This window comes from Stenotrophomonas sp. PS02297 (genome assembly GCF_029959705.1).
GTDB lineage: Bacteria > Pseudomonadota > Gammaproteobacteria > Xanthomonadales > Xanthomonadaceae > Stenotrophomonas > Stenotrophomonas nitritireducens.
The window spans coordinates 24,179-47,812 of the sequence record NZ_JASCOS010000020.1; the positions used below are offsets into that span (position 1 = coordinate 24,179).

At 69.7% G+C, this 23,634-nt stretch carries 21 protein-coding genes; 12 read left to right on the top strand and 9 right to left on the bottom strand.

Annotation, left to right across the window (positions count from 1 at the left end; translation table 11 throughout):
- Positions 1–17 precede the first annotated feature (17 nt).
- On the top strand, positions 18–527 hold the full coding sequence (locus QMX80_RS06695) for a PH domain-containing protein (RefSeq protein ID WP_282276038.1): 510 nt from the start codon (positions 18–20) through the stop codon (positions 525–527).
- Positions 524–2,029, top strand: coding sequence for a PH domain-containing protein (locus QMX80_RS06700; protein ID WP_282276040.1), 1,506 nt, complete (start codon positions 524–526; stop codon positions 2,027–2,029). Before QMX80_RS06695 ends, QMX80_RS06700 begins: the two co-directional genes overlap by 4 nt.
- An 88-nt stretch (positions 2,030–2,117) precedes the next feature.
- Here QMX80_RS06700 and QMX80_RS06705 read toward each other — a convergent pair whose 3' ends face one another.
- Positions 2,118–3,176: a CDP-glycerol glycerophosphotransferase family protein gene (locus tag QMX80_RS06705; protein ID WP_282276072.1), complete on the bottom strand. Its 1,059-nt coding sequence runs from the start codon at positions 3,174–3,176 to the stop codon at positions 2,118–2,120.
- A gap of 1 nt (position 3,177) precedes the next feature.
- Here QMX80_RS06705 and QMX80_RS06710 point away from each other — a divergent pair, with 1 nt between their 5' ends.
- A complete protein-coding gene (locus tag QMX80_RS06710; RefSeq protein WP_282276042.1) occupies positions 3,178–3,990 on the top strand; it encodes a glycosyltransferase family 2 protein in 813 nt (270 codons plus the stop codon).
- Here the strand turns inward: QMX80_RS06710 and QMX80_RS06715 are convergent.
- From QMX80_RS06715 to def, 4 genes are all read right to left on the bottom strand, one after another.
- Complete coding sequence (locus QMX80_RS06715; protein WP_282276044.1) at positions 3,981–5,198, bottom strand: O-antigen ligase; 1,218 nt, start codon at positions 5,196–5,198, stop codon at positions 3,981–3,983. The two genes, QMX80_RS06710 and QMX80_RS06715, sit on opposite strands and share 10 nt — an antisense overlap.
- 578 nt (positions 5,199–5,776) lie before the next feature.
- Complete coding sequence (rsmB, locus tag QMX80_RS06720; protein ID WP_282276045.1) at positions 5,777–7,114, bottom strand: 16S rRNA (cytosine(967)-C(5))-methyltransferase RsmB; 1,338 nt, start codon at positions 7,112–7,114, stop codon at positions 5,777–5,779.
- Positions 7,115–7,118: 4 nt separating this feature from the next.
- On the bottom strand, positions 7,119–8,042 hold the full coding sequence (gene fmt / locus QMX80_RS06725) for a methionyl-tRNA formyltransferase (protein ID WP_282276046.1): 924 nt from the start codon (positions 8,040–8,042) through the stop codon (positions 7,119–7,121).
- A gap of 92 nt (positions 8,043–8,134) precedes the next feature.
- A complete protein-coding gene (gene def / locus QMX80_RS06730; RefSeq protein ID WP_055770711.1) occupies positions 8,135–8,650 on the bottom strand; it encodes a peptide deformylase in 516 nt (171 codons plus the stop codon).
- 130 nt (positions 8,651–8,780) lie between these two features.
- Here def and QMX80_RS06735 point away from each other — a divergent pair, with 130 nt between their 5' ends.
- The 8 genes from QMX80_RS06735 (at position 8,781) to QMX80_RS06770 (ending at position 17,930) form a co-directional block, all read left to right on the top strand.
- Positions 8,781–9,917, top strand: coding sequence for a LysM peptidoglycan-binding domain-containing protein (locus tag QMX80_RS06735; protein ID WP_282276052.1), 1,137 nt, complete (start codon positions 8,781–8,783; stop codon positions 9,915–9,917).
- A gap of 77 nt (positions 9,918–9,994) precedes the next feature.
- The gene (dprA, locus tag QMX80_RS06740) at positions 9,995–11,146 is read left to right on the top strand and encodes a DNA-processing protein DprA (RefSeq protein WP_282276054.1); all 1,152 of its coding nucleotides are present in this window, start codon (positions 9,995–9,997) and stop codon (positions 11,144–11,146) included.
- Positions 11,147–11,190: 44 nt separating this feature from the next.
- Positions 11,191–11,664 (top strand): DUF494 family protein, encoded by a 474-nt coding sequence (locus QMX80_RS06745; protein WP_055770726.1) that lies wholly within the window; start codon positions 11,191–11,193, stop codon positions 11,662–11,664.
- 246 nt (positions 11,665–11,910) lie between these two features.
- Positions 11,911–12,621 (top strand): pilin, encoded by a 711-nt coding sequence (locus tag QMX80_RS06750; protein ID WP_282276073.1) that lies wholly within the window; start codon positions 11,911–11,913, stop codon positions 12,619–12,621.
- A 33-nt stretch (positions 12,622–12,654) separates the two neighbouring features.
- Positions 12,655–13,605, top strand: coding sequence for an RDD family protein (locus QMX80_RS06755; protein ID WP_282276059.1), 951 nt, complete (start codon positions 12,655–12,657; stop codon positions 13,603–13,605).
- A 186-nt stretch (positions 13,606–13,791) separates the two neighbouring features.
- Entirely contained in the window at positions 13,792–16,287 is a 2,496-nt protein-coding gene (locus QMX80_RS06760) for a DNA topoisomerase I (protein WP_282276060.1), read from the top strand.
- Between the two features lie 124 nt (positions 16,288–16,411).
- Positions 16,412–16,972, top strand: a complete 561-nt coding sequence (locus QMX80_RS06765) for a Sua5/YciO/YrdC/YwlC family protein (protein ID WP_282276061.1) — start codon at positions 16,412–16,414, stop codon at positions 16,970–16,972.
- 262 nt (positions 16,973–17,234) lie between these two features.
- Positions 17,235–17,930: a DUF4124 domain-containing protein gene (locus tag QMX80_RS06770; protein WP_282276063.1), complete on the top strand. Its 696-nt coding sequence runs from the start codon at positions 17,235–17,237 to the stop codon at positions 17,928–17,930.
- Between the two features lie 48 nt (positions 17,931–17,978).
- Here the strand turns inward: QMX80_RS06770 and QMX80_RS06775 are convergent, their stop codons facing one another.
- Positions 17,979–18,752 carry an SDR family oxidoreductase gene (locus QMX80_RS06775; RefSeq protein ID WP_055770741.1) on the bottom strand — a complete coding sequence of 258 codons (774 nt, stop codon included), beginning with the start codon at positions 18,750–18,752 and terminating at the stop codon, positions 17,979–17,981.
- Positions 18,753–18,921: 169 nt separating this feature from the next.
- Here QMX80_RS06775 and QMX80_RS06780 point away from each other — a divergent pair, with 169 nt between their 5' ends.
- Positions 18,922–19,575, top strand: coding sequence for a hypothetical protein (locus QMX80_RS06780; RefSeq protein ID WP_282276066.1), 654 nt, complete (start codon positions 18,922–18,924; stop codon positions 19,573–19,575).
- Positions 19,576–19,738: 163 nt separating this feature from the next.
- On the opposite strand, the gene sppA is transcribed toward QMX80_RS06780, so the two are convergent.
- The 3 genes from sppA to QMX80_RS06795 form a co-directional block, all read right to left on the bottom strand.
- Positions 19,739–21,646 (bottom strand): signal peptide peptidase SppA, encoded by a 1,908-nt coding sequence (gene sppA, locus QMX80_RS06785; protein WP_055770748.1) that lies wholly within the window; start codon positions 21,644–21,646, stop codon positions 19,739–19,741.
- A 69-nt stretch (positions 21,647–21,715) separates the two neighbouring features.
- A complete protein-coding gene (locus tag QMX80_RS06790) occupies positions 21,716–23,080 on the bottom strand; it encodes an MATE family efflux transporter (protein WP_055770751.1) in 1,365 nt (454 codons plus the stop codon).
- A gap of 163 nt (positions 23,081–23,243) precedes the next feature.
- A partial coding sequence (locus tag QMX80_RS06795; protein WP_282276069.1) for a hypothetical protein occupies positions 23,244–23,634 on the bottom strand: 391 nt, incomplete at its 5' end.

Here is a 23,634-nt window from a genome sequence, read left to right on the forward strand (position 1 = left end):
GCCTGTATGGTCGCGCCATGATCGAGCCTCCCAGCCTTCCCGCCGCGCCGCCCGCCACCGGAAGCGACTGGCAGCCCCTGCCGCGCCGCGGCGCGCCTTTCGCCGCGATCGGCGCGGGGCTGGCGTCGATGTCCATCCTGCTGCTGGCAGGCGGCGCGTTGTCGCTGGTGCTGCGCAATCCATGGTGGCTGCCGAGCGCGCTGATCGCCGCCGCCGTGGGCCTGCTGGGCGGTGCATGGATCGGTTGGCGCCGCCATCGCCGCACCTTCTGGCGGCTGGACGACCAGGGCCTGGGCGTACGCCGCGGCCATCTGTGGCTGAGCGAGAGCCATGTGCCGGTATCGCGCGTGCAGCACCTGGACCTGCGCCGCGGACCGCTGCAGCGCGCCGCCAACCTGGCGACGCTGGTCGTGCACACCGCCGGTACGCGGATGAACACCGTCGCCATCGCCGGCCTCGCCCAGGACGACGCCGAACGCCTGCGCGACCGCCTCGCCCGCCAGCTCGACCACGACGACGCGCTGTGAATCCTTCGCAGACGCCGGCAACGCCACGGGAGCAGCGCCTGCACCCGTGGTCGTGGCTGTTCGAACTGCAGCAGCAGCTGCGACAGTTCCTGCTGCCGCTGGTGGCACTGCTGTTCTTCGGCAGCCGCCGCCAGGACAGCGAATGGCCGTTCCACCTGGTCACGCTGGCGGTGATCCTGGCCATGGCCGCCACCGCGCTGCTGCAGTACCTGACCTACCGTTACCGGATCGGCGAGGACGCGCTGACCGTGCGCAGCGGCATCCTCGAACGCACCCGCCGCGAGATCCCGTTCGCACGCATCCACAACGTGGTCGTCCACCAGAACCTGCTGCATCGCCTGTTCGGCGTGGCCGAGCTGCGGCTGGAGTCGGCCGCCGGCGACAAGCCCGAAGCGCAGATGCGCGTGCTGCGGCTGGAACAGGCGCTGGAGCTGGAGCGCCTGATCCGCCAGGGCGGCGGCCGCGCACCCGCTGCCGCGGAGGAGCCCAAGGCCGCTCCCGGCTCCTTGCTCGAATTGCCGCTGCCGGAACTGGTGCGGCTGGGGCTGATCTCCAACCGCGCGCTGGTAGTGGCTGCGGCCGCCATCGGCGCGCTCTGGCAGATGTTCCCGCGCGACGTCGCGGAAGATTTCGTCCGCGACCAGGGCCGGCAGGTGTTCGGCTATGCCAGCCAGCTGCAGCTGGACACCCTCCCCCTGATCGGCACCGTCGCCGCCCTTCTGCTGCTGGTCCTGCTGTCGATGTGGCTGATGTCCATCGCGTTGGCGATCGTGCAGTACCACGGCTTCCGGTTGAGCGAAGCCGAGCGCCGCCTCACTGTCGAGCGCGGCCTGCTCACCCGGCTGCGCAGCAGCGTCGCACGCCGCCGCATCCAGGCCTGGACCCTGCGCGAAGGCATGCTGCACCGGCTGTTCCGGCGCCGCCAGCTGCGCGTGGACATCGCCGCCGGTGGCAGCCAGGAACAGGACGGACGCGCCTTGAAGGAACTGGCGCCACTGGCGACGCCCGACGCCTGCGACGAGCTGTTGCGGCATTTCCTTCCCGGGGTGCCATGGCCGCCTGCGCAATGGCAGGCGGTGTCGATGCGCGGCTGGTGGCGGCTGTGCCTGCCTGCGCTGTTCGTCGTCAGTGCGGCGACCCTGCTGGGCTGCCGCGGATTCGGCGCATGGGGGCTGCTGTCCCTGCTGTGGCTGCCCTGGTCCGCGTTCAAGGCGCATCGCCGGGTTTCGCGCATGGGCTACAGCATCGATCCGCGACGGGTGGCGATACGCGGCGGCTGGTGGAGCCGCTGGTGGCGCGTGGCCGAACTGGACAAGCTGCAGGCAGTGCGCCTGGACCGCTCACCGCTGGACCACCATTTCGGCACCGCCACGCTCACCCTCGATACCGCCGGCGCTGCCGGTTCGCCAGCACTGCGGCTGCGTTTCCTCGAGCAAGCGCGCGCCCGCGAACTGATGGACCAACTGGTCCGCGAGATGGCGCGACGCCGGCTGCGCTGGTAGCACGGTTGCAGGCGGTAGCGCCGGCTGCCGGCCGGCAACCGCATGGCGATGGCGATGATCCCGCGGCTGTGGACCAGGCGCCGCGCCCTCAACGCCGCGATGGCCCCCAATAGCCGAGATCGCGACGGATCTGCAGTCCACGCCACGTCGCGCCCAGCGGCTTGCGCCTCAGCGTTCCCAGGCGGCCGGCGATGAAATCCTCGGTGGCGGCGATCACCCGTCCGGAAGAACGCCCGTCACGATAGGGATGGATGGAATCGGCATAGCGGACGATCTCCGCCACCAATGCCGGTTCCGGCGCCAGCGCGCGCGCGAGCATGTCGGGCAACTGCTGCGGATCGTCGAAATCGAGCATGTGCGGCTGCGGCACGCGGTTGCGGAAGGTCACCACCGGCTTGTGCTGGACGATGAACTCCGAAACGATCGACGACGTATCCGAAACCAGCACATCGGCGGCGCGCTGCGCGGCCATCACCTGTTCCGGCTCGATGAAGCGGGCATTGCCGCCAGCCAGCGCGCGGTAGCGCCCGAACAGTTCCGGTGCGCACTTGGGATGCAGGGTCAGCAGCCAATAGCGCTCGCCGCGGGCGATGTCGGCGGCGATGCCCTCGTACAGGTGCGGCGCCGCGCTCAGGCGTTCGGTGAAGGTGGAGCCGAACAGCACCACCGGCCGGCCGCCGGCCGGCGCGCGCAGGGCGGCGCTTTCCCCGCCATCGTCGCGGAACAGCGGATCGAGCTTCGGCCAGCCGGTTTCCTTCACCGCGAAATGGCCTTCGCGCGCCGCCAGCTCCTGAAACGGGCGCGTCGTCGCCGGCCCCTGCGTGCAGTACAGGTCGAACAGGCCGCGCACCCGGAAATGGCCGCGGGCGTCCTCGCGCTTCTGTACGTTGAAGCCATGGAACAGCTGCACCTTGGCCCCGGCGATGAACGGCGGCACCCAGTTGGCCGCGCTCAGCACCGCGCGCGGACGCATCGCCAGCGCTTGCTCCAGCCCGATCGACGCCACGCCCTCCAGGGTCGCCCCGGCCGCACCGCCGTGGAACCAGGCCGCGACTTCGTGGCCGTCCGCGTGCAACGTCTGCACCAGAGGCGCGAGAATAGGCAGCGCGTAGCGCTCCGTCGCAAACAGCAGGTATCCGGCCATCACCATGTCCTCTCCGACCGCTCCCACCGAACGGCCTCGCATCACGGCCTGCATTATCGCGTTCAACGAAGCCGCGCGCATCGGCGACTGCCTGGCGTCGCTGGCGTTCTGCGACGAGATCGTGGTGGTGGATTCGTATTCCAGCGACGCCACCGTGGCCATCGCGGAGGCCGCCGGCGCGCGCGTGCTGCAACGCGCATTCGACGGATTCCGCAGCCAGAAGGCCTATTGCGTCGAGCAGGCCAGCCACGACTGGGTGCTGTGCCTGGACGCCGACGAGCGGGTGAGCGCCGGACTGCGCGAGGCCATCGAACAGGCGCGCGACAGTGGATTTTCCGGTGTCGCCGGCTATCGCTTCGCACGCCTGTCCGAGTACTTCGGCCGGTTCCTGCGCCACGGCAATGCCTACCCGGACCGCGTGCTGCGCCTGTTCGACCGCCGCCATGGCGGCTGGCGCGGCAAGCGCGAGATCCATGAAGCGGCCAGCGTCGACGGCGCGGTGCGCACGCTGCGTGGCGACCTGATCCACTACCCCTACCGCTCCTTCGAACAGCAGCTGGCCAAGACCCAGCGCTATGCGCGGATGATGGCCGAGCACGAGTTCGCCCGCGGCAAACGCGCCACCCTGGGCAAGCTGGTGCTGGCGCCGGCCTGGCGCTTCTGGCGCGGCTGGCTGCTGCGCGGCGGCTTCCGCGACGGCTGGCACGGCCTGGTCTATGCCTACGTGCGCGCCAACTACGTGCGGCAGAAAACCATCATGCTGTGGCTGCTGCAGAACGGCCAGAACGTGGCCGATCCGCCCGGCGATCAACCCTGAGCGGCACGCGGCCGGGAACCACCGGCCGCCGTGACCAGCGACAGGCCGGCCAGCATGCCGACCAGCGTGGCGTAGGTGCTCACGGTTATCTGGTGGGCGAACATCGACTGGGTCATGCCGCAAAGGATATAGGCGACCACCACCATCACCCCGGCCGCCGCGGGACCACGGAATCCACTTTCGCCGCTGCGGCGATGCAGGTGGATGAAGATCCAAAGCGGCAGGCCATAGATGCACAGCAACAGCAGCAGGCCCGGGACTCCCTGGGTCGCGCCCCATTCGGCGACGTCGTTGTGCGCATGCCCCAGATGGCAACGCGCCTCCATCGCTTCCGCCTGGCGGCAGTCCGGCAGGCGCTGCATGGCGGCGTCGAAATTGCCGATGCCCATGCCCACCCACGGATGTTCGAGGAAGGTATCCCAGGCCACCTGCAGCCGCTCCAGGCGCGCGCCAGCGGACGAATCCACGTCACCGGCCTCGATGCGCTGCACATCGCTGTGCAGCTCGCTCAGGCGGGTACGTTCGCGCAGCTGCGGGATCGCCAGCACCAGCGTGGCCGCGACCAGCACCAGTCCGGCCAGCGAGGCAAGCCGGAGACGCCCGCTGCCCCGGCGTATCGACAGGGCCATCGCGACCAGCAACGCAAGCAGGGCCGGCCATACGCCGCGGCTGCCGCTGAGCAGGACCACTCCGCCACCGGCCGCCATGCCCAGGACAATCCAGCCCCAGCGCTCGGGAGGCCGGCAGAACACCAGCAGAACCATGAACACCACAGTGATGTCGGCCAGCACGATGGAATTGGTCCAGGCCTGGGCGCGTGGCCAGCCATGGGCGACCTGGTAACCGGCGATGGCCAGCGTGGCGAACAGGCCGAACAGCACGCCCCACCACAGCGCCTCCAGCCGCGGGCGGAATGCGCATACCCAGAGCAGCACCCACGGCATGGCCAGGAACCGGGTGCGATACCCCTCGTCCCTGAACACATCGGCGAAATACCACGACGACAACAGCGCCGAGGCCAGCCCGGCCACGGTCAGGGCCAACAGCAGGCATCCGATGACACCGGTGCATGTGCGTGCGCGCCACAGGCGGGAGAAGCCCCAGATACTGGTAACCAGCAGCACCAGGGTGAAGGGCAGCACATTGAATGGCGTGGCGACCATCGCCGCCGGCAGCAGGAACAACCCTGCCGATGCCAGCGTGCCCAATGCATCCTTCCGCTCGAGAGCAGCGGTCGCCGTATAAGTCAGATTGCGTGCCATCCCTGCAACTCTGGAGCCGAAGCCATGAATCATTCCCTACCAGCCAGGCCCAGGACGCAGGAACACGATTCCCGGGCTCGCGGACGTGTCCGCCATACGCGGCAGCCGGCGGACGATACCACGCCGATCTGATTTCCCTATCGGCCGCGTTCCCTCCACCGTTTTTCCTTCGTAACCCGGCAGCCGGCGGCGCCGGCCCGCATCGGTGCGGCCACCTGGTCGACGACGGCCACGGTGCACCCGCCTCGACAACCTCCTTGCCGGCAGCAAGCACGGCGCCGCGCACCCGCGGCACCGGCTTCGAACGGATGCGCCGCGACGTGGCCTTCCCGCGGGTGGAACTGGGCCGCCCCCAATCTGCCGATCCTTGCCGGGCGGGCCCTCTTCATCGGCAGCTGGAGCGTGGCTTCACCCGACCAGCAGGCGTTTTCGCATGGATCACGCTTGCGCCGGGACATCCAGGCGGATGCGCCGGCCCGGCAACGGACTCCACTCGGCTCGCGCGCGACCTGGCCGGATTCCCGCTATCGGCCCTTCACCAGCCGTGCATGGAAAAAGCCATCGCCGCCCTGCTCTCCAGGCAGGCGCTGGCGCGTTCCCGCATCGCCATGGCCGAAAGCCTCGGGCAATCCGTCGACGCGCGCATCCGCCGTCCGGGCGAGGAAGGCAGCGATCTGCTGCTGGTTCTCGCGGCGGAGGATCGAGCAGGTGGCATACAGCAGCACGCCGCCCGGCGCCACCACCTGCCACAGGGCATCGAGCAGCCGCGCCTGCAGGGCGACCAGCGCATCGATGTCGCCGGGGCGGCGGTGCAGCAGCACGTCGGGCTGGCGGCGGACGACGCCGGTGGCCGAACACGGCGCATCCAGCAGCACCGCCTCGAACGGCTCGCCGTCCCACCAGGCATCCAGATCCGCCGCGTCCGCCGCCCGTACCTGCGCCGAAGCGCCCACGCCGGTGCGGTCGAAGGTCTCGCGGATGCGCTGCAGGCGCCGCGCATCCACGTCCAGCGCCAACAGGCGCAGCGCCGGGTCACGCTCGAGCAGGTGCGCCGCCTTGCCGCCGGGAGCGGCGCAGGCGTCCAGGACCCTGGCCCCGGGACTCGGCGCCAGCGTATCGGCCACCTGCTGCGCCGACAGGTCCTGCACCGACACCGCGCCCTCGCCGAAACCGGGCAGGCTGGCGACCGGCACCGCGACCGGGAGCCGGATCGCGTCGGCGGCCAGGGCCGAGATCTCGGCATCGATGCCGGCGGCGCGCAGTTGTTCGAGGTAGGCGTCGCGTGAGTACCGCTGCCGGTTGACCCGCAGCCACAGCGGCGCCGGCTGCAGGCTGGCGGCGAACACCGCATCCGCCTGCGCCGGCCAGTCCCGGCGCACCCGATCCCGCAGCCACTGCGGCCAAGCGTCTTCGGCGCGGGCAGCGGGAAAACCCTCGCGCTGCGCCCGGCGCAGCACCGCGTTGACCAGCCCGGCCTGGCGCTCGCGCCCCAGCGCGCGCACCGCCTCGACCGTGGCCGACAGCGCGGCATGGGCCGGCAGTTCCAGCGCGTCGAGCTGGGCGAAGCCGGCCAGCAGCAATCCCATCAGGTCGCCATCGCGCGGCCCCAGTGGCTTCTGCAGCCATTGCCGCAGCGCCTGTTCGTATACCGTGCGGCGGCGCAATGCGGCGAAGCAGATCGCCTCGAGCAGGGCGCGGTCGCGGCCGTCGTCCAGCTTCGGCAGGGTCGCCGCCAGTTCCGCCTTGAGCGAACGGCCGCGGCCGATGACTGCCGCCAACACCTTGGCCGCCAGCAGGCGCGTCTGCACGCCCGGCTGCTGCGCGGCGCCGCCCTTCCACGGTCCGGATGCCGAAACCACCATCCGCTCAGCCCTCTACCGGCAGGTCGCGGCGGGCATTGAGGTAGTCGGCGGCGGTGATCGCCTTGCCTCCCTCGCGCTGCACCACGCGCAGCCGCAGCGCGCCCTGGCCGCAGGCGATGTCGATGCCATCGCGGGATGCACCGATCACCGTGCCCGGCGCCTTGCCGCGGTTGTCGTCGATGGGCACCGCGCCATGGATGCGCACGCGCTCGCCCGCCAATGCGGCTTCGGCCACCGGCCACGGATTGAAGGCGCGCACCCGCCGCGCCAGCGCGGCGGCGTCCTGGTTCCAGTCCAGCCGCGCCTCGGCCTTGTCGAGCTTGTGCGCATAGGTGACGCCGGCCTCCGGCTGTACCTGCGGTACCGGCTTGAGGCCCGCGCGCAGCAGCCCCAGGCCGTCGGACAGCACCCGCGCGCCCATCTCGGCCAGGCGGTCGTGCAGCAGACCGCCGGTATCGGTGTCGCTGATCGGGGTGCTCTGGTGCAGCAGTACCGGCCCGGTATCCAGGCCTGCCTCCATCTGCATCAGGCAGACGCCGGTCTCGCTGTCGCCGGCCTCGATCGCACGCTGGATCGGCGCCGCGCCGCGCCAGCGCGGCAACAGCGAGGCATGCACGTTCCAGCAGCCATGGGTGGGAATGGCAAGCACCGCCCTGGGCAGGATCAGCCCATAGGCGACCACGATCATCAGGTCCGGCTGCAGGTCGCGCAGTTGCCGCTGGGCCTCGGGGGTCTTCAGGCTCTCGGGCTGGAACACCGGAATGCCGCGGGCGATGGCGTCGAGCTTGACCGGCGACGGCATCAGGCCGCGGCCGCGGCCGGCCGGGCGGTCGGGCTGGGTGTAGACCGCGACCACCTCGTGGCGGCGCGCGGCCGCGCCAAGCGAGGCGACGGCGAATTCCGGCGTACCGGCAAAAACGATTCTCATGGCAATCCAACTCCCGGAAAGAACGACGGCGCCGGGGGGCGGCGCCGTGCGATGCGCTGGTGCGCGATCCCGGCCAGGCCGGGCAGCCCGGCTCAGGCGACGTGCTTGCGCTGCTTGGCCAGCTTCTTGCGCACCATTTCGCGCTTGAGCGGCGAGAGGTAATCGATGAACAGCTTGCCGTCCAGGTGGTCCATCTCGTGCTGGATGCAGGTGGCCAGCAGGCCATCGGCGGCCAGTTCCCGCTCGCGGCCCTCGCGGTCCAGGAAGCGCACGACGATGTTGTCGGCACGGGTCACGTCGGCATAGATGCCGGGCACCGACAGGCAGCCTTCCTGGTATACGCGGCCGCTTTCGCTGGCGCTGGCGATCTGTGGGTTGATGAACACCTGCGGCGCGTCGTGCTCCTCGCTCACGTCGATGACCATGAAGCGCTTGTGCACGTCCACCTGGCTGGCGGCCAGGCCGATGCCCGGGGCGTCGTACATGGTCTGGAGCATGTCGTCGAGCAGCTGCTGGAAGGCCGGCGTGGTCACTTCGGCGGCGTCGACCAGGGCCGCCTTGGTGCGCAGCCGCGGGTCGGGGAATTCAAGAATGGGCAGGAGGGCCATGGGGTGCACCGGATGGGAGATGCCGCACAATTCGGCAGGACGTCCCAATTCTAGCGCCTGCGCTTGCCCGGCGCCCCGGGTTCTGCACTATAGTGCGCGGACCTGTTGGGGAATCAGGCAGATCGCAGCCATGCTGAAACAATTACGTACGGTCGCCGCCGTCGCGTTGCTGACCGTGACGACCTATGCCGTGGCGGTGGAGACCGACGCCACCCATCCCGACACCTATGTGGTGCGAAAGGGCGACACGCTCTGGGATATCGCCGCCCGTTTCCTGAAGAAGCCGTGGCTTTGGCCGGAAATCTGGCAGGCCAACCCGCAGGTCAAGAATCCGCACCTGATCTATCCTGGCGACGTCCTGAGCCTGGCCTACCTGGACCGGGTGACGCCGCAGGGGACGATCCAGCCGGGCAGGCGCGACGAGGCGCCGATCAATGCGATCCCGCTGGCCGAGGTTGAACCGTTCCTGAAGAACCTGACCGTCATGGACAGCTTCAAGGAGCTGCCCTACGTCGTCGGCCTGGAAGACAACCGCATGCGCGGCAGTGCCGGGCAGCAGGCCTATGTACGCGGCCTGCAGAACGCCCAGCCCGGCCAGCGCTATGCCGTGCTGCGGCCCACGGTCCGTTACGGCCAGCCCAAGCCCAGCGACGACCTGGACGAACGCGGCAACACCACGCCGTTCACCGGCGACCTGTGGAAGAGCTACATCTCCAGCAGCGACCGCCACGAACTGCTGGGCTACGAACTGGCCCAGGTCGCGGTCGGCACGGTGCGCCACATCGGCAGCGGCGAGCGCGAAGCCTCCACCCTGCTGCTGCAGGACAGCGGTCGCGAAGTCCGCGCCGGCGACCGCCTGGTACCGGTGCAGGCCAACCCGTACGACCTGCAGTTCGTGCCGCATGCGCCCTCCGCGGCGGTCGCCGACGGTCACCTGCGCGTGCTGGCTGTCGCCGATACCCTGACCTCGGGCGGGCCGCGCGACGTCATCGCCATCTCCGGCGGCGCACGCGACGGCATCGACAACGGCACCGTGTTCTCGGTCTGGCGCAGCAGCCGCCATGTCATCGACCGCGTGACCGGCATGACGAGCTCGCGTGCGGACGACGCGCTGAAGCCCGGCGCCGGCCGCGTGTCGCTGCCGGCCGAGTATGCCGCCCATGCGATGGTGTTCCGTACCTTCGACAAGGTCAGTTATGCGCTGGTGATGGAAGGCAGCAAGCCGGCCCGCGTCGGTTACGAGCTCAGGCATCCGGACGCCCAGTAAGCGGCGCGGCACAATCCTACGCAGCAGCACGACGGCGCCCGAGGGCGCCGTCGTGGTTTCCGGACCAGCATGCGCGCATGCCAGTCCTTCCAGACCTCGCCGCCGAGCGCGGGCATGAAGCCGAGGCCCTGTTGGCGCTGGTCCTGGCCGGTGGCCCGGCGCGACCACTGCGCGACCTGCTCGAACACTTCGGCAATGCCCGCGACGCGCTGGCGGCCGGGCTCCCTGCATGGCGGGTCGCCGGCCTCGGCCCGCAGCAGATGCAGGCGCTTGCCGTCGCGGCGCCCGGGCGCATGGAGCAGGTCCGCCGCTGGCTGGACCATCCGCGCCACCACCTGCTCGGCTGGCGTGATCCCGACTACCCGCCGCTGCTGCGCAGTTGCCCGAATCCGCCGGTCGCCGTGTTCGTCGACGGCGACCCGGTGCAGCTGTGGCAGCCCGCCATCGCCATCGTCGGCAGCCGCAACCCCAGCGCGGCCGGGCGTGACAACGCCTACGAGTTCGCCAGCGCCCTGTCGGCAAGCGGCCTGTGCGTCGGCAGCGGCCTGGCGGCGGGCATCGATGCGGCCGCGCATCGCGCCGCGCTCGACGGGGGCGGCAGCACGTTCGCGGTGATCGGCACCGGCCCGGACCTGGCCTACCCGCACCGGCACGCCGTCCTCCAGGAACAGATCGCCGCCGCCGGTGCGGTGGTCAGCGAGTACCCGCCAGGCACGCCCGCGCGCAGCGGCCAGTTTCCCGCCCGCAACCGGCTGCTGGCCGCGCTCTGCCTGGGCACGGTGGTGATCGAGGCGGCCGAGCGCTCCGGCGCGCTGATCACCGCCCGGCTGGCCGCGGAAGCCGGGCGCGAGGTGTTCGCGATGCCCGGCTCGATCCGCAACCCCATGGCGCGCGGCTGCCATCGCCTGATACGCGACGGTGCAACATTGGTGACACAGCCCGCCGACATTCTTGAAGGCGTGGCCAATCTGGCCGGCGAACTGGCAGGCGCCTTGCAAAACCGGTTGTTGACCCCCATTCCGGATGCGCCGGGCGCCCCTTGCCCGGCCCCCACCCTGCCGGACCAGGACTACCAGCGCTTGTGGAATGCGCTGGGCCACGACCCCACCGGTATGGATTCGCTGATCAGGTGTACTGGATTGACGGCCAGCAGGCTGTCATCCATGCTGCTGGTCATGGAACTGGAAGGAAAGGTGTCGTCCGCATACGGCTGCTACACCCGCACCTGAGGTTCCTTCACCTCCACAGCGCCGCATGGCGCAGGCCGAGGGCAATGAAAGAGAGCATTCTGGACGTCCTGCTGTATCTGTTCGAACACTATTTCAGCGAGGACGCCGATCTCATAAGAGACCGCGACTCCCTGCAGAACGGCCTGATCCAGGCCGGTTTCAGCCCCACCGAGATCAGCAAGGCCTTCGACTGGCTCGATGCGCTGGCCGAGCAGCGGCCGGCCGTAGGCCAGCCGCGGGTGGACGGGCCGGTACGCATCTTCCATGGTCCGGAACTGGACAAGCTGGACGTGGAGAGCCGCGGCTTCCTGCTGTTCCTGGAACAGCACGGCATCCTCGACGCCGACCAGCGCGAACTGGTGCTGGACCGGGCGATGGCGCTGGACCAGGACGAACTGGACCTGGACGACCTCAAGTGGGTGGTGCTGATGGTGCTGTTCAACCAGCCGGGCGCGGAAGCGGCCTATGCCTGGATGGAAACGCAGATGTTCCTTGACGAACCCGAGCCGCTGCACTGAAGAAGAGCCGTAGCGCCAATCCCCCTGCGGGATTGGCGAAGAAGCCGCGCCGCAAGGCTTTGTCAGCGGTTCTGATGGCGAACGCGATACCGCGCGCGGGCGGAAAGCGGCTGGGCGCGGGCGTCTGAACGACAAGCCGTAGTACGAGGCTTCGCCCCGCGCCTTCATCCAGCCTGTGGGCCCGCTCTCCCCGCATCGGTCGCGCACCAGGTTCGCCCCTCCATGGACAGCCGCAAGGAATCCCCCGTGAGCCAGTGGTTCTATGCCGAAGGCAACCGCGAACGCCGTGGTCCTCTGCCCGCCGCGAACATCGCCGAACTGTTCCGCTCCGGCCGCATCGCCGACGACACCCTGGTCTGGCGCGAAGGCGCCGCCGACTGGCGGCCGCTGCGCGACTTCGCCGCCGAACTCGGCCTGGACATGCCGGTCGGCATCCCACCGGAACCGTCCGCGCCGCCGTTGCCGCCACCGGTACAGCACGCTCATGTCGTCGCGCCGGCACCGCCTCCCCGCTCCGGGCTGTCCGGCTGCGCCGTCATCGGCATCATCGCCGCGGTGGCGGGCGTCGCGCTGCTGGCGCTCGTCGGCATCCTCGCCGCGATCGCGGTCCCGGCCTACAACGACTACCTGCTGCGCTCGAAAATGGCGGTCGCGCGGGGACAACTGCAGCCGTTGACCCACGAAGTCGCCCATTTCGCCGCCGCCAACGGGCACTGCCCGGTCAATGGCGACGACGGCTTCGACGATCCCGAAGGCTATGCCGCCGGCGATGTCGCGAGCGTGCGCGTGGGCCGGTTCGAGAACGGCCACTGCGGGCTGGAGGCGACGTTCCGGATGCCCGGCAAGCAGATGCTCGACGGCAAGCACCTCTGGCTCGACTACGATACGCAGGCCGACACGTGGACCTGCAGCTCCGATGTGGCGGACAAATATCTGCCAGCCAGTTGCCGCGGCTGAGCCGGGGCGAACCGAACCTTACGGGGAATATTGATGAGTCAGTGGTATTACGCCGATGCCAGGCGCGAGCGGCATGGGCCGGTCGAGGCCGACACCCTCCGCGACAAGTTCCGCAGGAACGAGCTGGACCTCTCCACCCTGGTCTGGCGCGAAGGCATGCCGCAATGGCAGCCGCTCTCGGCGATGGCCGAGGAACTGCAGCTGCTGGTGCAGGCCGACACCGGCGGCGGCATCGACCTGCGCGCGGACTACCAGGCCATCGAGGACGGCACCGCCGTCGCGAAGGCCAGCGCGGCGGCGGCCATTGCCGAATCGCCCTATGCGGCGCCCGGGAGCGTGACCCTCGACACCAATCGAGTGATCGCCAGCGGTGACGTGGTCCATGCTGGTTTCCTGCGACGCCTGGCCGCCTCCCTCGTCGATTCTTTCGTCACTGGCATCATCACCTGGATCCTGTTGATCCCGATCATGCTGTTGATGGGCGTCGGCCTGGGCACCTTGGCCGACCCGGAGAACATCGCCAGCCTGGGCGCCATGCTGGGCTTCCAGGGACTGATGTACCTCGTCAGCTTCCTCGTTCCGTGCCTCTATTTCGGCTGGATGCAGTCTTCCACCAGCATGGCCAGCCTGGGCAAGATGGTGGTCGGCATCAAGGTCGTGCGGGGCAACGGCGAACGCGCAAGCTTTTGGCGCAACTTCCTGCGCTATCTGGCCATGATGGTTTTCGGCATGGTCACCTGCTACGTCGGCTTCCTCATCACCGCCTTCATGGTGGCGATGACCGAGCGCAAGCAGGGCCTGCACGACATGATCTGCGACACCCTGGTCGTGGACAAATGGGCGTTCACCGACCATCCGCAATGGCAGCAGCGCGGCCTGGGCACGGCGACCATCGTGATTCTTTCGATCTTCGGCCTGCTGGTGGTGGGCGGCACCATCGCCATGCTGGCGCTGATCGGCATCGCCTCCTCCAAATTCAGCTGAATCACATGCCGCCGCTTGACAACGGCGGCCTCTCCGTGATTTCTCTGGACAAGAAAAGCTGAACGCCCGGGTCCTGCCCGGGCGTCGGCATATGCGGATCGGCCGCCGCGGCTTCACTAACGGGCGCGTTTGCGCCACCCTAGCGCCCCCACCGGGCCCAGCCCTCCCCCGCAAGAATCCACTGACATGCCCAAGCACCTGCTCATCGTCGAATCGCCCGCCAAGGCCAAGACGATCAACAAATACCTCGGCAAGGACTTCACCGTCCTGGCCTCGTATGGGCATGTGCGCGACCTGGTGCCGAAGGAAGGCGCGGTCGATCCTGACCATGGCTTCGCCATGCGCTACGACCTGATCGAGAAGAACGAGAAGCATGTCGAGGCCATCGCCAAGGCCGCCAAGAGCGCCGACGACATCTATCTGGCGACCGACCCGGACCGCGAGGGCGAGGCGATCAGCTGGCACATCGCGGAAATCCTGAAGGAGCGTGGGCTGCTCAAGGACAAATCGATGCAGCGCGTGGTCTTCACCGAGATCACGCCGCGCGCGATCAAGGAGGCGATGAACCAGCCGCGCGCCATCGCCGACGACCTGGTCGATGCCCAGCAGGCGCGCCGGGCGCTCGATTACCTGGTCGGCTTCAACCTCTCCCCGGTGCTGTGGCGCAAGGTGCAGCGCGGCCTGTCCGCCGGCCGCGTGCAGAGCCCGGCGCTGCGCATGATCGTCGAGCGCGAGGAGGAGATCGAGGCATTCAAGGCGCGCGAATACTGGTCCATCGAGGCCGACTGCGCGCACCCGACCCAGCATTTCTCGGCCAAGCTGATCAAGCTGGACGGGCAGAAGTTCGAACAGTTCACCATCACCGACGGCGACACCGCCGAAGCCGCTCGCCTGCGCATCCAGCAGGCCGCGCAGGGCCGCCTGCACGTCACCGACGTCGCCAGCAAGGAGCGCAAGCGCCGCCCGGCGCCGCCGTTCACCACCTCCACCCTGCAGCAGGAGGCCTCGCGCAAGCTCGGCTTCACCACGCGCAAGACCATGCAGGTGGCGCAGAAGCTGTACGAAGGCGTGGCGATCGGCGAGGAAGGCACGGTCGGCCTGATCTCCTACATGCGTACCGACTCGGTGAACCTGTCGCAGGACGCGCTGGTCGAGATCCGCGACGTGATCGCACGCGACTACGGCACCGCCTCGCTGCCGGACAAGCCCAATACCTACACCACCAAGAGCAAGAACGCGCAGGAAGCGCACGAAGCGGTGCGCCCCACTTCGGCGCTGCGCACGCCGGCGCAGGTGGCGTCGTTCCTGTCCGACGACGAGCGCAGGCTGTACGAGCTGATCTGGAAGCGCGCGGTGGCCTGCCAGATGATCCCGGCCACCCTCAACACCGTCAGCGTCGATCTTTCCGCCGGCAGCGAGCATGTGTTCCGCGCCAGCGGCACCACCGTGGTGGTGCCGGGCTTCCTCGCCGTCTACGAAGAGGGCAAGGACAGCAAGAATGCGGAAGACGAGGACGAAGGCCGCAAGCTGCCGACGATGAAGCCCGGCGACAACGTGCCGCTGGAACGCATCGCCGCCGACCAGCACTTCACCCAGCCGCCGCCGCGCTTCACCGAAGCGGCGCTGGTCAAGGCGCTGGAGGAATACGGCATCGGCCGTCCCTCGACCTACGCCTCGATCATCCAGACCCTGCTGTTCCGCAAATACACCGAGATGGAAGGCCGCAGCTTCAAGCCGACCGACGTGGGCCGCGCGGTCAGCAAGTTCCTGTCCAGCCACTTCACCCGCTACGTCGACTACGACTTCACCGCCAAGCTCGAGGACGAGCTGGACGCGGTGTCGCGCGGCGAGGAGGAGTGGGTGCCGCTGATGGAGCGCTTCTGGGGCCCGTTCAAGGAGCTGGTCAGCGACAAGAGCGAGTCGCTGGACCGCACCGACGCCGGCAGCGCGCGCGTGCTCGGCACCGACCCGGCGAGCGGCAAGGAAGTGAGCGCGCGCATCGGCCGCTTCGGCCCGATGGTGCAGATCGGCACCGTGGAAGACGAGGAAAAGCCCAAGTTCGCCTCGCTGCAGCCCGGCCAGAGCATCTATTCGATCTCGCTGGACGACGCGTTGAAGCTGTTCGACATGCCGCGCAAGCTCGGCGCCGACGCCAACGGCGAGGAAGTGAGCGTGGGCATCGGCCGCTTCGGCCCGTTCGCCAAGCGCGGCAGCACCTATGCCTCGCTGAAGAAAGAAGACGACCCGTACAAGATCGACCTGGCCCGCGCCGTCTTCCTGATCGAGGAGAAGGAAGAGATCGCGCGCAACCGCATCATCAAGGAGTTCGAGGGCTCGGACATCCAGGTGCTCAATGGCCGCTTCGGCCCCTACATCAGCGACGGCACCCTCAACGGCAAGATTCCGAAGGACCGCGAGCCGGCCTCGTTGACCCTGGCCGAAGTGCAGCAGCTGATGGCCGAGACCGGCAAGCCGGCGCGCAAGGGCTTCGGCGCAAAGAAGGCCGCGGCCAAGAAGACGGCGGTGAAGAAGGCAGCGGTGAAGAAGGAAGCTGCGCCGAAGAAGACAGCCGCCAAGAAGGCGGTGAAGAAGGCGGCCGGCAAGACGGCGATCAAGAAGACCGCTGCCAAGAAGACCGTGGTGAAAAAGGCCACGCAGGCCGACGACGCACCGCCGTTCTGACCCCCTGCCGCGCCGGCAGGAGGATAATCGGCACTCCCGCAGCAGGCCGCCCACCGGGCGGCCTGCTGCTATGCGTTCCACCCGCGCCTGCGTACCTTGTACTTCGCCCCAAACGGTGCCGACCATGCCTGAACTCGATCTGCAGACCGCCATTCCCGCGCTGCGCGCCGGTGGCGTCATCGCCTACCCGACCGAAGCGGTCTGGGGGCTGGGCTGCGACCCGTCCAACGAAGCGGCCGTCATGAAGCTGCTGGCGCTCAAGCAGCGCCCAGTCGAGAAGGGCATGATCCTGGTCGCCGCGGCAACGGCGCAGCTGGAGGGATGGGTGCGGCTCGACGCGCTGGCCGGCGACCGCCGGCAGGCCGTTCTCGACAGCTGGCCCGGCGCCAATACCTGGATCGTCCCGGCCGGCCCGCTCGCCCCGCGCTGGATCACCGGCGAACATGACGGCATCGCCGTGCGGGTCAGCGCGCATCCGCTGGTACGCGCCCTGTGCCAGGCCTGGGGCGGTCCGCTGGTCTCGACCAGCGCCAACCTTGCCGGCCAGCCCCCGGCGCGCGACCGCAGCCAGCTCGACCCGGTCCTGCTCGCTCGGCTTGATGGCCTGCTCGCCGGCGCCACCGGCGGCCTGGCCCAGCCCACCCGCATCCGCATCGCCGCCACCGGACAGGTGCTGCGCGACTGAGCCGGCAGGAATGCCGGTGGCGATGCCGCATCGCCGCGCGCCACCGCCTCATGGCCTGCTCCGGCTGATCGATGCCGGTGGAGCGGCGGCTGTCCAGGCGCATACCGCGGCACGATCGCCACCTCGGGTACGGCCTGGCTTCCGCATCGCCGCACGCGCGTCCCCGGCATGCGCCCGGCCGGGGCGGTCCCTGCGGCATATCCCCTTGGCCCGACACCGCCCGGAGGCTTGCGCCATCGGCCATATGCGGCAACATGGCGGCATGCGCCTCCGCCTGCTCCTGCCCGGGTTCCTCGCCCTGCTGGCCGCCGCGGTGCCGGCCGCCGAGCCGGTGCCCACCGGCAGCGTACGCATCTATCGCTGCGTGGCGAGCAACGGCGCGGTCGCGCTGCAGGACGCCCCCTGCGGCGACGGACACCGCCAGCAGGTGCTGGACATGCAGCGTCCGCAGGATCCGCCTCCCGGGCCGGGGCCGGCGCCCTCCATGCCAGCCCCGGCCATGCCGGCCGAGCGCGAGATCCGCATCGTCACCGTGCAGCCGCCGCAACCGCTTTACGAATGCATCGCTCCGGATGGCGGGCGCTATACCAGCGACGACGGCGTGGGCAACCCGCGCTGGGTGCCGCTGTGGGTCGACGGCCATTACCCGCCCGTGACCATGGGCGGCAGCGTTTCAGGCAGCGTCAGCCTCGGTTCCGGCACGGTCGCCATCCAGAGCGGGCGACCCGGCCACGACCATCCGCGGCCCCATCGGGGCGGGCCTGCGGTCGCCACCGGCACCTGGGTCCGCGATGCCTGCCACCCGCTGCCGCAGCCGGAAGTCTGCGCACGCCTGCGCGACCGCCGCTGGGAACTGGTGCGCCGCTACAACAGCGCCCTGCAGAGCGAGCGCCAGGCGCTCACCCGCGAGCAGCGCGGCATCGAGGCGCGGCTGGAACGGGATTGCGGCGGCCATTGAGGCCAACAGGCGTCCGGCCGCCGGTGCGGCCGCCCGCGGAGCCGGGCCTCAGAACCCGTAGCGCAGGAAACCGCCGTCCACCGCGATGCATTCGCCGGTGACGTAGCTCGATGCCGGCAGGCACAGGAAGCCGACCGCGGCGGCGACTTCCTCCGGCTCGCCGATGCGGCGCATCGGCGTGCGCGCGATCACTTCGTCGTAGTAATCCGCGTCCGACAGCGGTCCGGAGGTGCGACGGGTGCGGATGTACCAAGGCGCCACCGAATTCACGCGGATGCCATCCTCGGCCCATTCGCAGGCCAGGTTGCGGGTCATCTGCTGCAGCGCCGCCTTGGTCATGCCGTAGACCACGCCGCTGCGCACGTGGGTGATGCCGGAAACGCTGCCGACGTTGACGATGGCCGACGCGGCGTGGCGCGTGAGCAGCGGGTAGGCATGGCGCGACAGTTCGAACGCGGAGAACAGATTGGTCTCGAAGATGCCGCGCCATTCGTCTTCGCTGTAGTCGTTGGCCGGCCGGGTGATGTTGCCGCCGGCGTTGTTGACCAGCAGGTTCAGTCCGCCATGGTCCTCGGCCCAGTCCAGGATCGCGTGGCGGTCCTCGTCGTCGGCGACATCGGCGGACAGGCCATGGATCTGGCGGCCGGGGAATTCGTCGGCCAGGTCGTCGCGCACCTGCGCCAGCGCATCGGCGTCGCGCGCCACCATCAGCAGGTCGGCGCCGAAACCGAGCAGTTCGCGCGCGATCGCCAGGCCGATGCCGGCGCTGGCGCCGGTGATCAATGCGGTCTGTCCGTCCAGCCGCCAGCGGTTCGTGTTCATGCGCCGTAGCATACCGCCGACCCCACGACCGGCCCATGCCGATGATCCCTCCGGCCCCTCGACCGGACACCGCGGCGTTCGCCCTGGCCCTGCTGCCGTGCGGGAGCGAAGCCGCACGGGCGCAGGCACTGTTCGCCGGCGTGCGGGCCGGCATGACGGCGGAAAGGTAATGGCGGCGGTGCCGGATGCGGGCTCGCCGTCCGGACCGCACCACCTGCGGGAAGCGATGAGGAGCGCGTACGACCGCGACGACCGGTTGTCGCAGCTGACGCCCGGCCCCGTACGCCGCGACCTGCCGCCGACGGAGGCGCTGACGACCTGCGATGCGGTGCTGGCCGTGATGACGGCCCGCCATGGAACGCCATCGCGACAGCAGGATCTGCTCGACGATTCTTGGTGCCGGAGCGCGAGGCACCCCGGCGCCAGGGCGACAGCGACATCCCCCTTCCCTGCCTCGGCGATGGCGACGGTTGAGGCCGGCACCTGCCGCTGTTGGACGTGGCGTTCCGGCCGATACGGCGGAACCGAACGCCGTCGGGCGCGCATGCCTCCCTTCATGGCGATGTGTCAGGATGTCGCCAGCTTCCACAGGAGCGTGCCGATGGATATCCGTCATTGCCTGTTGCCCTCGACCCTGGTCCTGCTGGCCGGTTGCAGCAATCCGCAGCCGCCGGAGACCGAGCGCCGGCCCGATCCGCAGGCCGCGGCGATGCGCGAGGCCATCGCGCAACCGCTGGCCGACGCCAAGGCCGCCGCGGCCGCGACCGAAGAAGCGGCCAAGGCGGAGCAGAAAGCCATGCAGGCGGCGGACGCCGCCCCGTAGCAGCGCGTCCTGGTGCGCAACGAGCCCTGTGCGGCTCCCGCGGCAACGGCCAGCGGATCCGCGCGCGTAGACCAGACGGGAAAGCCCATCGCCCCTGGAAGGGCGCGCCGCATATGACAACGCCGCCCGAAGGCGGCGTTGTCAGGTCACGTGGCGGCGGCCATCACAGCCCGCAGAAGCAGTAGGCCAGCGCCTTCACCGGCGCGCCGTTGCGGTCCTTCACTGCGTCCTCGACGAAGCGCAGCTGGGTGTCCATCTCCGGCATCGTGCGCGCCAGCATCATCCGCGCCAGGCCGGAATCGGACAGCATCCAGGCGCCGGCGCGGCTGCCGGCGAAGCCGGTCATGAACTGCGCGAACGGCGTGGCCGCTTTTTCGATGTAACGCACGCGGTACTTGTCCTGCGCGCCGAGTTTGGCGCGCGTGGCGGCGTCGGCCACCGCAGCCTTCAGCCCGCCGAATTCGTCCACCAGCCCGCGCTCCTTGGCCTGCGCGCCGCTCCATACGCGGCCGCGCGCCACTTCGTCGATGGCGTCCACGTTGCGGTCGCGCGCCTGCGCCACCTTGCCGGTGAAGTCGGCGTAACCCTTGTCGATGACCGACTGGATCACGCGGCCCACCGCCGGGTCCATCGGCCGGGTGACGTCGAACGCGCCGGCGAAGCGGGTGGTGCCCACGCCGTCGGTGTGCACGCCGATCTTGTCCAGACTGCGGGCGAAGTTGGGGATCATGCCGAAGATGCCGATCGAGCCGGTGATGGTCGATTCGTCGGCATAGATGCGGTCGGCGTTCATGCTGATCCAGTAGCCGCCGGAGGCGGCCATGTCGCCCATCGACACCACCACCGGCTTGCCGGCGGCCTTGAGCGCGTCCACCTCGCGGCGGATCTGCTCGGAGGCGAACACCTCACCGCCCGGTGAGTCCACGCGCAGCACCACGGCCTTGACGTCGTCGTCGTCGCGCGCGGCACGCAGCAGCGCCGAGGTGGAGACGCCACCGACGCGGCCGGCAGGCAGGTCGCCGCCGGCGATCTCGCCTTCGGCCACCACCACCGCCACCTGCGGACGGTTGTCGATCGGCGAACGGTGCGCATCGATCTGGGTCAGGTAGTCGCCCAGCGCGATCTGGCGGAATCCGCCATCGGCATCGTTGTCGGCCACGCCGCGGTCGGTGAGCAGCGCTTCCACTTCCTCGCGGGTTTTCAGCCCGTCCACCAGCTTCTGCTGCAGGGCGAAGCGCGCCAGGTCGCCGCCGGCGGCGGCGATGCCCTCGGGCAGGGTATCGATGCCGGCGGCCAGCTGCGCGGCGTCGAGCTTGCGCGCACTGGCGATGTCGCCCAGGTAGCGCTGCCACACGTCGTTCATCCAGAACAGGTCGGCTTCCTTGGCCTGCGGCGAAGCGGCATCGAGCACGTAGGGCTCGGCGGCGGACTTGTATTCGCCCACCTTGAACAGGTGCACGTCCACGCCCAGCTTGTCCTGCAGGCCGCTGCGGAAGTACTGGCGGTAACGCCCCAAGCCCTCCAGCAGCAGGCTGCCCATCGGATCGAGATAGACCTCATCGGCCTGCGCGGCCAGCAGGTACTGCGACTGGCTCATGTTTTCGCTGAAGGCGACCAGCTGCTTGCCGGAGGCGCGCAGTTCCTGCAGCGCCACGGCTACCTCGCGCATCGAGGCGAAACCCGATGGCTGCAGCTTGTCCAGCTCCAGCACCACGCGCTCGATCTTCTTGTCGTCGCGCGCGGCTTCGATCGCGCGGACCAGGTCGCGCAGCTGGAGTTCCTCGGCGTTGTTGTCGCCCACCATCTTGGCCAGCGCGCGGCTGACCGGATCGGTGCTGTACTGCTCGACCAGCCGGCCTTCCGGGGCGATGACCAGGGTGGTGCGGTCCTGCAGCACCTTGGCCGACGAGGCGCCCTTGCCCATCGCCACCAGGAACACGATCAGCAGCAGGAACAACAGGCCGAAGAACAGCAGGTTGAGGATCAACCGCCGGGTGAAGTTCATGACGTCCCACAGCCCGACGAAGAAGCTGGCGATGGGGTTGCGGCGGGGCAGCGGTGGGGGGTTCATGGATGCTCCGGAAGGGGCTTGTTGCAACGCAGGATACCCATGATCGGCAAGGCCGGCATGGGCTTCAAGTCAGGGTGCCGCAGGATGGAACAGGCGCTGGCTGCTGACCCGCAGGCGCCAGCCCATCAGCACGGCGGCGGCGGTCAGGCCCATGATCAGGCCGACCCACATGCCCTGCGGTCCCCAGCCCAGGCCGAGGCCGAGGCCGGCGCCGAGCGGCATGCCCACGCCCCAGTACGCGAACATGGCGATGAACATCGGCACGCGGGTGTCCTTGAGCCCGCGCAGCGCGCCGGCCGAAAGCACCTGGATGCCGTCGGGGAACTGGAAGGTGGCCGCGTACAGCAGCAGGGTGGAGGCCAGCGCCGCCACGGCCAGGTCGTCGGTATACAGCCGCACCACCGCGTCGTGGCCCAGCAGCAGCACGGTGATCGACAGCATCTGGGTGACCAGCACGATGGCGTAGCCGGCCCAGGTGGCGCGGCGCACGCCCAGCGGATCGTTGCTGCCCACGGCGTGGCCGACGCGCACGGTGGTGGCCTCGGCCACGCCCATCGGGATCATGAAGCACAGCTGGGCGACGTTGATCGCGATCTGGTGCGCACTGGCCTCGACCGCGCCGATGCGGCCGATCAGCAGCGCGGTGATGATGAAAAGACCGCCCTCCATCAGCACGGTGACGCCGATCGGCAGGCCGGTGCGCAGCAGGTCCCAGATCGCGCGCCAGCGCGGCGGTTCGAAATGCCCGAACAGCTGCAGGTGGGCAAAGCGCCGGGTCTTCCACAGGTAGGCGGCGAAGCACAGCGCCTGCAGCCACATCGTCACCGACGAGGCGATGCCCAGGCCTTCGGCACCCAGTTCGGGGAAACCGAACCTGCCGTTGCACAGCGCATAGCCCAGTGGCCCCAGCACCAGCAGCCCGCCGAAGCCGAGCAGCATGGTCGGCAGCGTCCAGTGCATGCCTTCGCTCAGGTAGCGCATGCAGAAGTACAGCGTCAGCGCCGGCACGCCCCAGCGGATCGCGTGCAGGAAGCCGGTGGCTCCGGGCACGATATCCGGGGCGATGCCGAAGGCCGGCAGGAACGCCGGCACCACGCTGAGGAAGGCGAACATCAGCACGCTCAGGCCCACGCCCAGCCACAGCGCCTGGCGGAACAGCGGGCCGATGTCGCGCTCGCGGCCGGCGCCATTCAACTGCGACACCGAAGCGGTCAGCGAGATCAGGGTGCCGATCGGCACCAGCATCGGCAGCCACAGCAGGGCGGTGCCGATGCTGACCGCGGCGAAGGTATCGGTGCCGTGGTGGCCGGCGATGGTGTTGTCGACGAAAGCGATCAGGCCGGTAGAGACATGGCCCAGGACCAGGGGCAGGGCAAGCAACCCGGTGGCGCGCACTTCCTGGCGGAAGCGCGGCGTGGCGGAGAGGGTGGGCATACGGGGAGGAACGCGGACTGCGGCCGGCGCGGGACGCGCTGTTGCCGGGTCGCGGGAGCCGCGCATTGTAAAGGCAGCGGATGAAGATGCGTGAAAGGCGTGCCGGCCGCGCAGGGCATCGCCCCACCCGGCGCGACCGCGCGCCGGGCGGATGCGCGGCGTGTCACCGGGTTTCGGTCTTCTGCCGCAGCCAGTCGGCGCGGCCTGCGGCCGGCACGGCCAGCAGCTGGTCGCGCAGCGCGTCGCGTTCCTGCGGCGGCGTGCGCTGCGACAGCACGCCCAGTTGCGCCAGCTGCGCGGCATCGAGCTGGCGCAGCAGCGCCAGCATCGGCTCGCGCTGGTGTTCCGGCAGATAGCCCAGCAACGGCTGCAACTTGGGGTACTGCGCGCCCAGCTGCGGGCCCAGCCGCCAGCCATCGCGATGCAGGCGGTCCAGACCGAGGAAACGGTCGCGCAGCGCCTCGCGCTCGGCCGCCGGCAGCGCCGCCATGGCGGCCGCGGCCCGGCGCACGCGCTGGCGCTCGGACTCGGGCAGCGCGCGCCACGCCGCATAG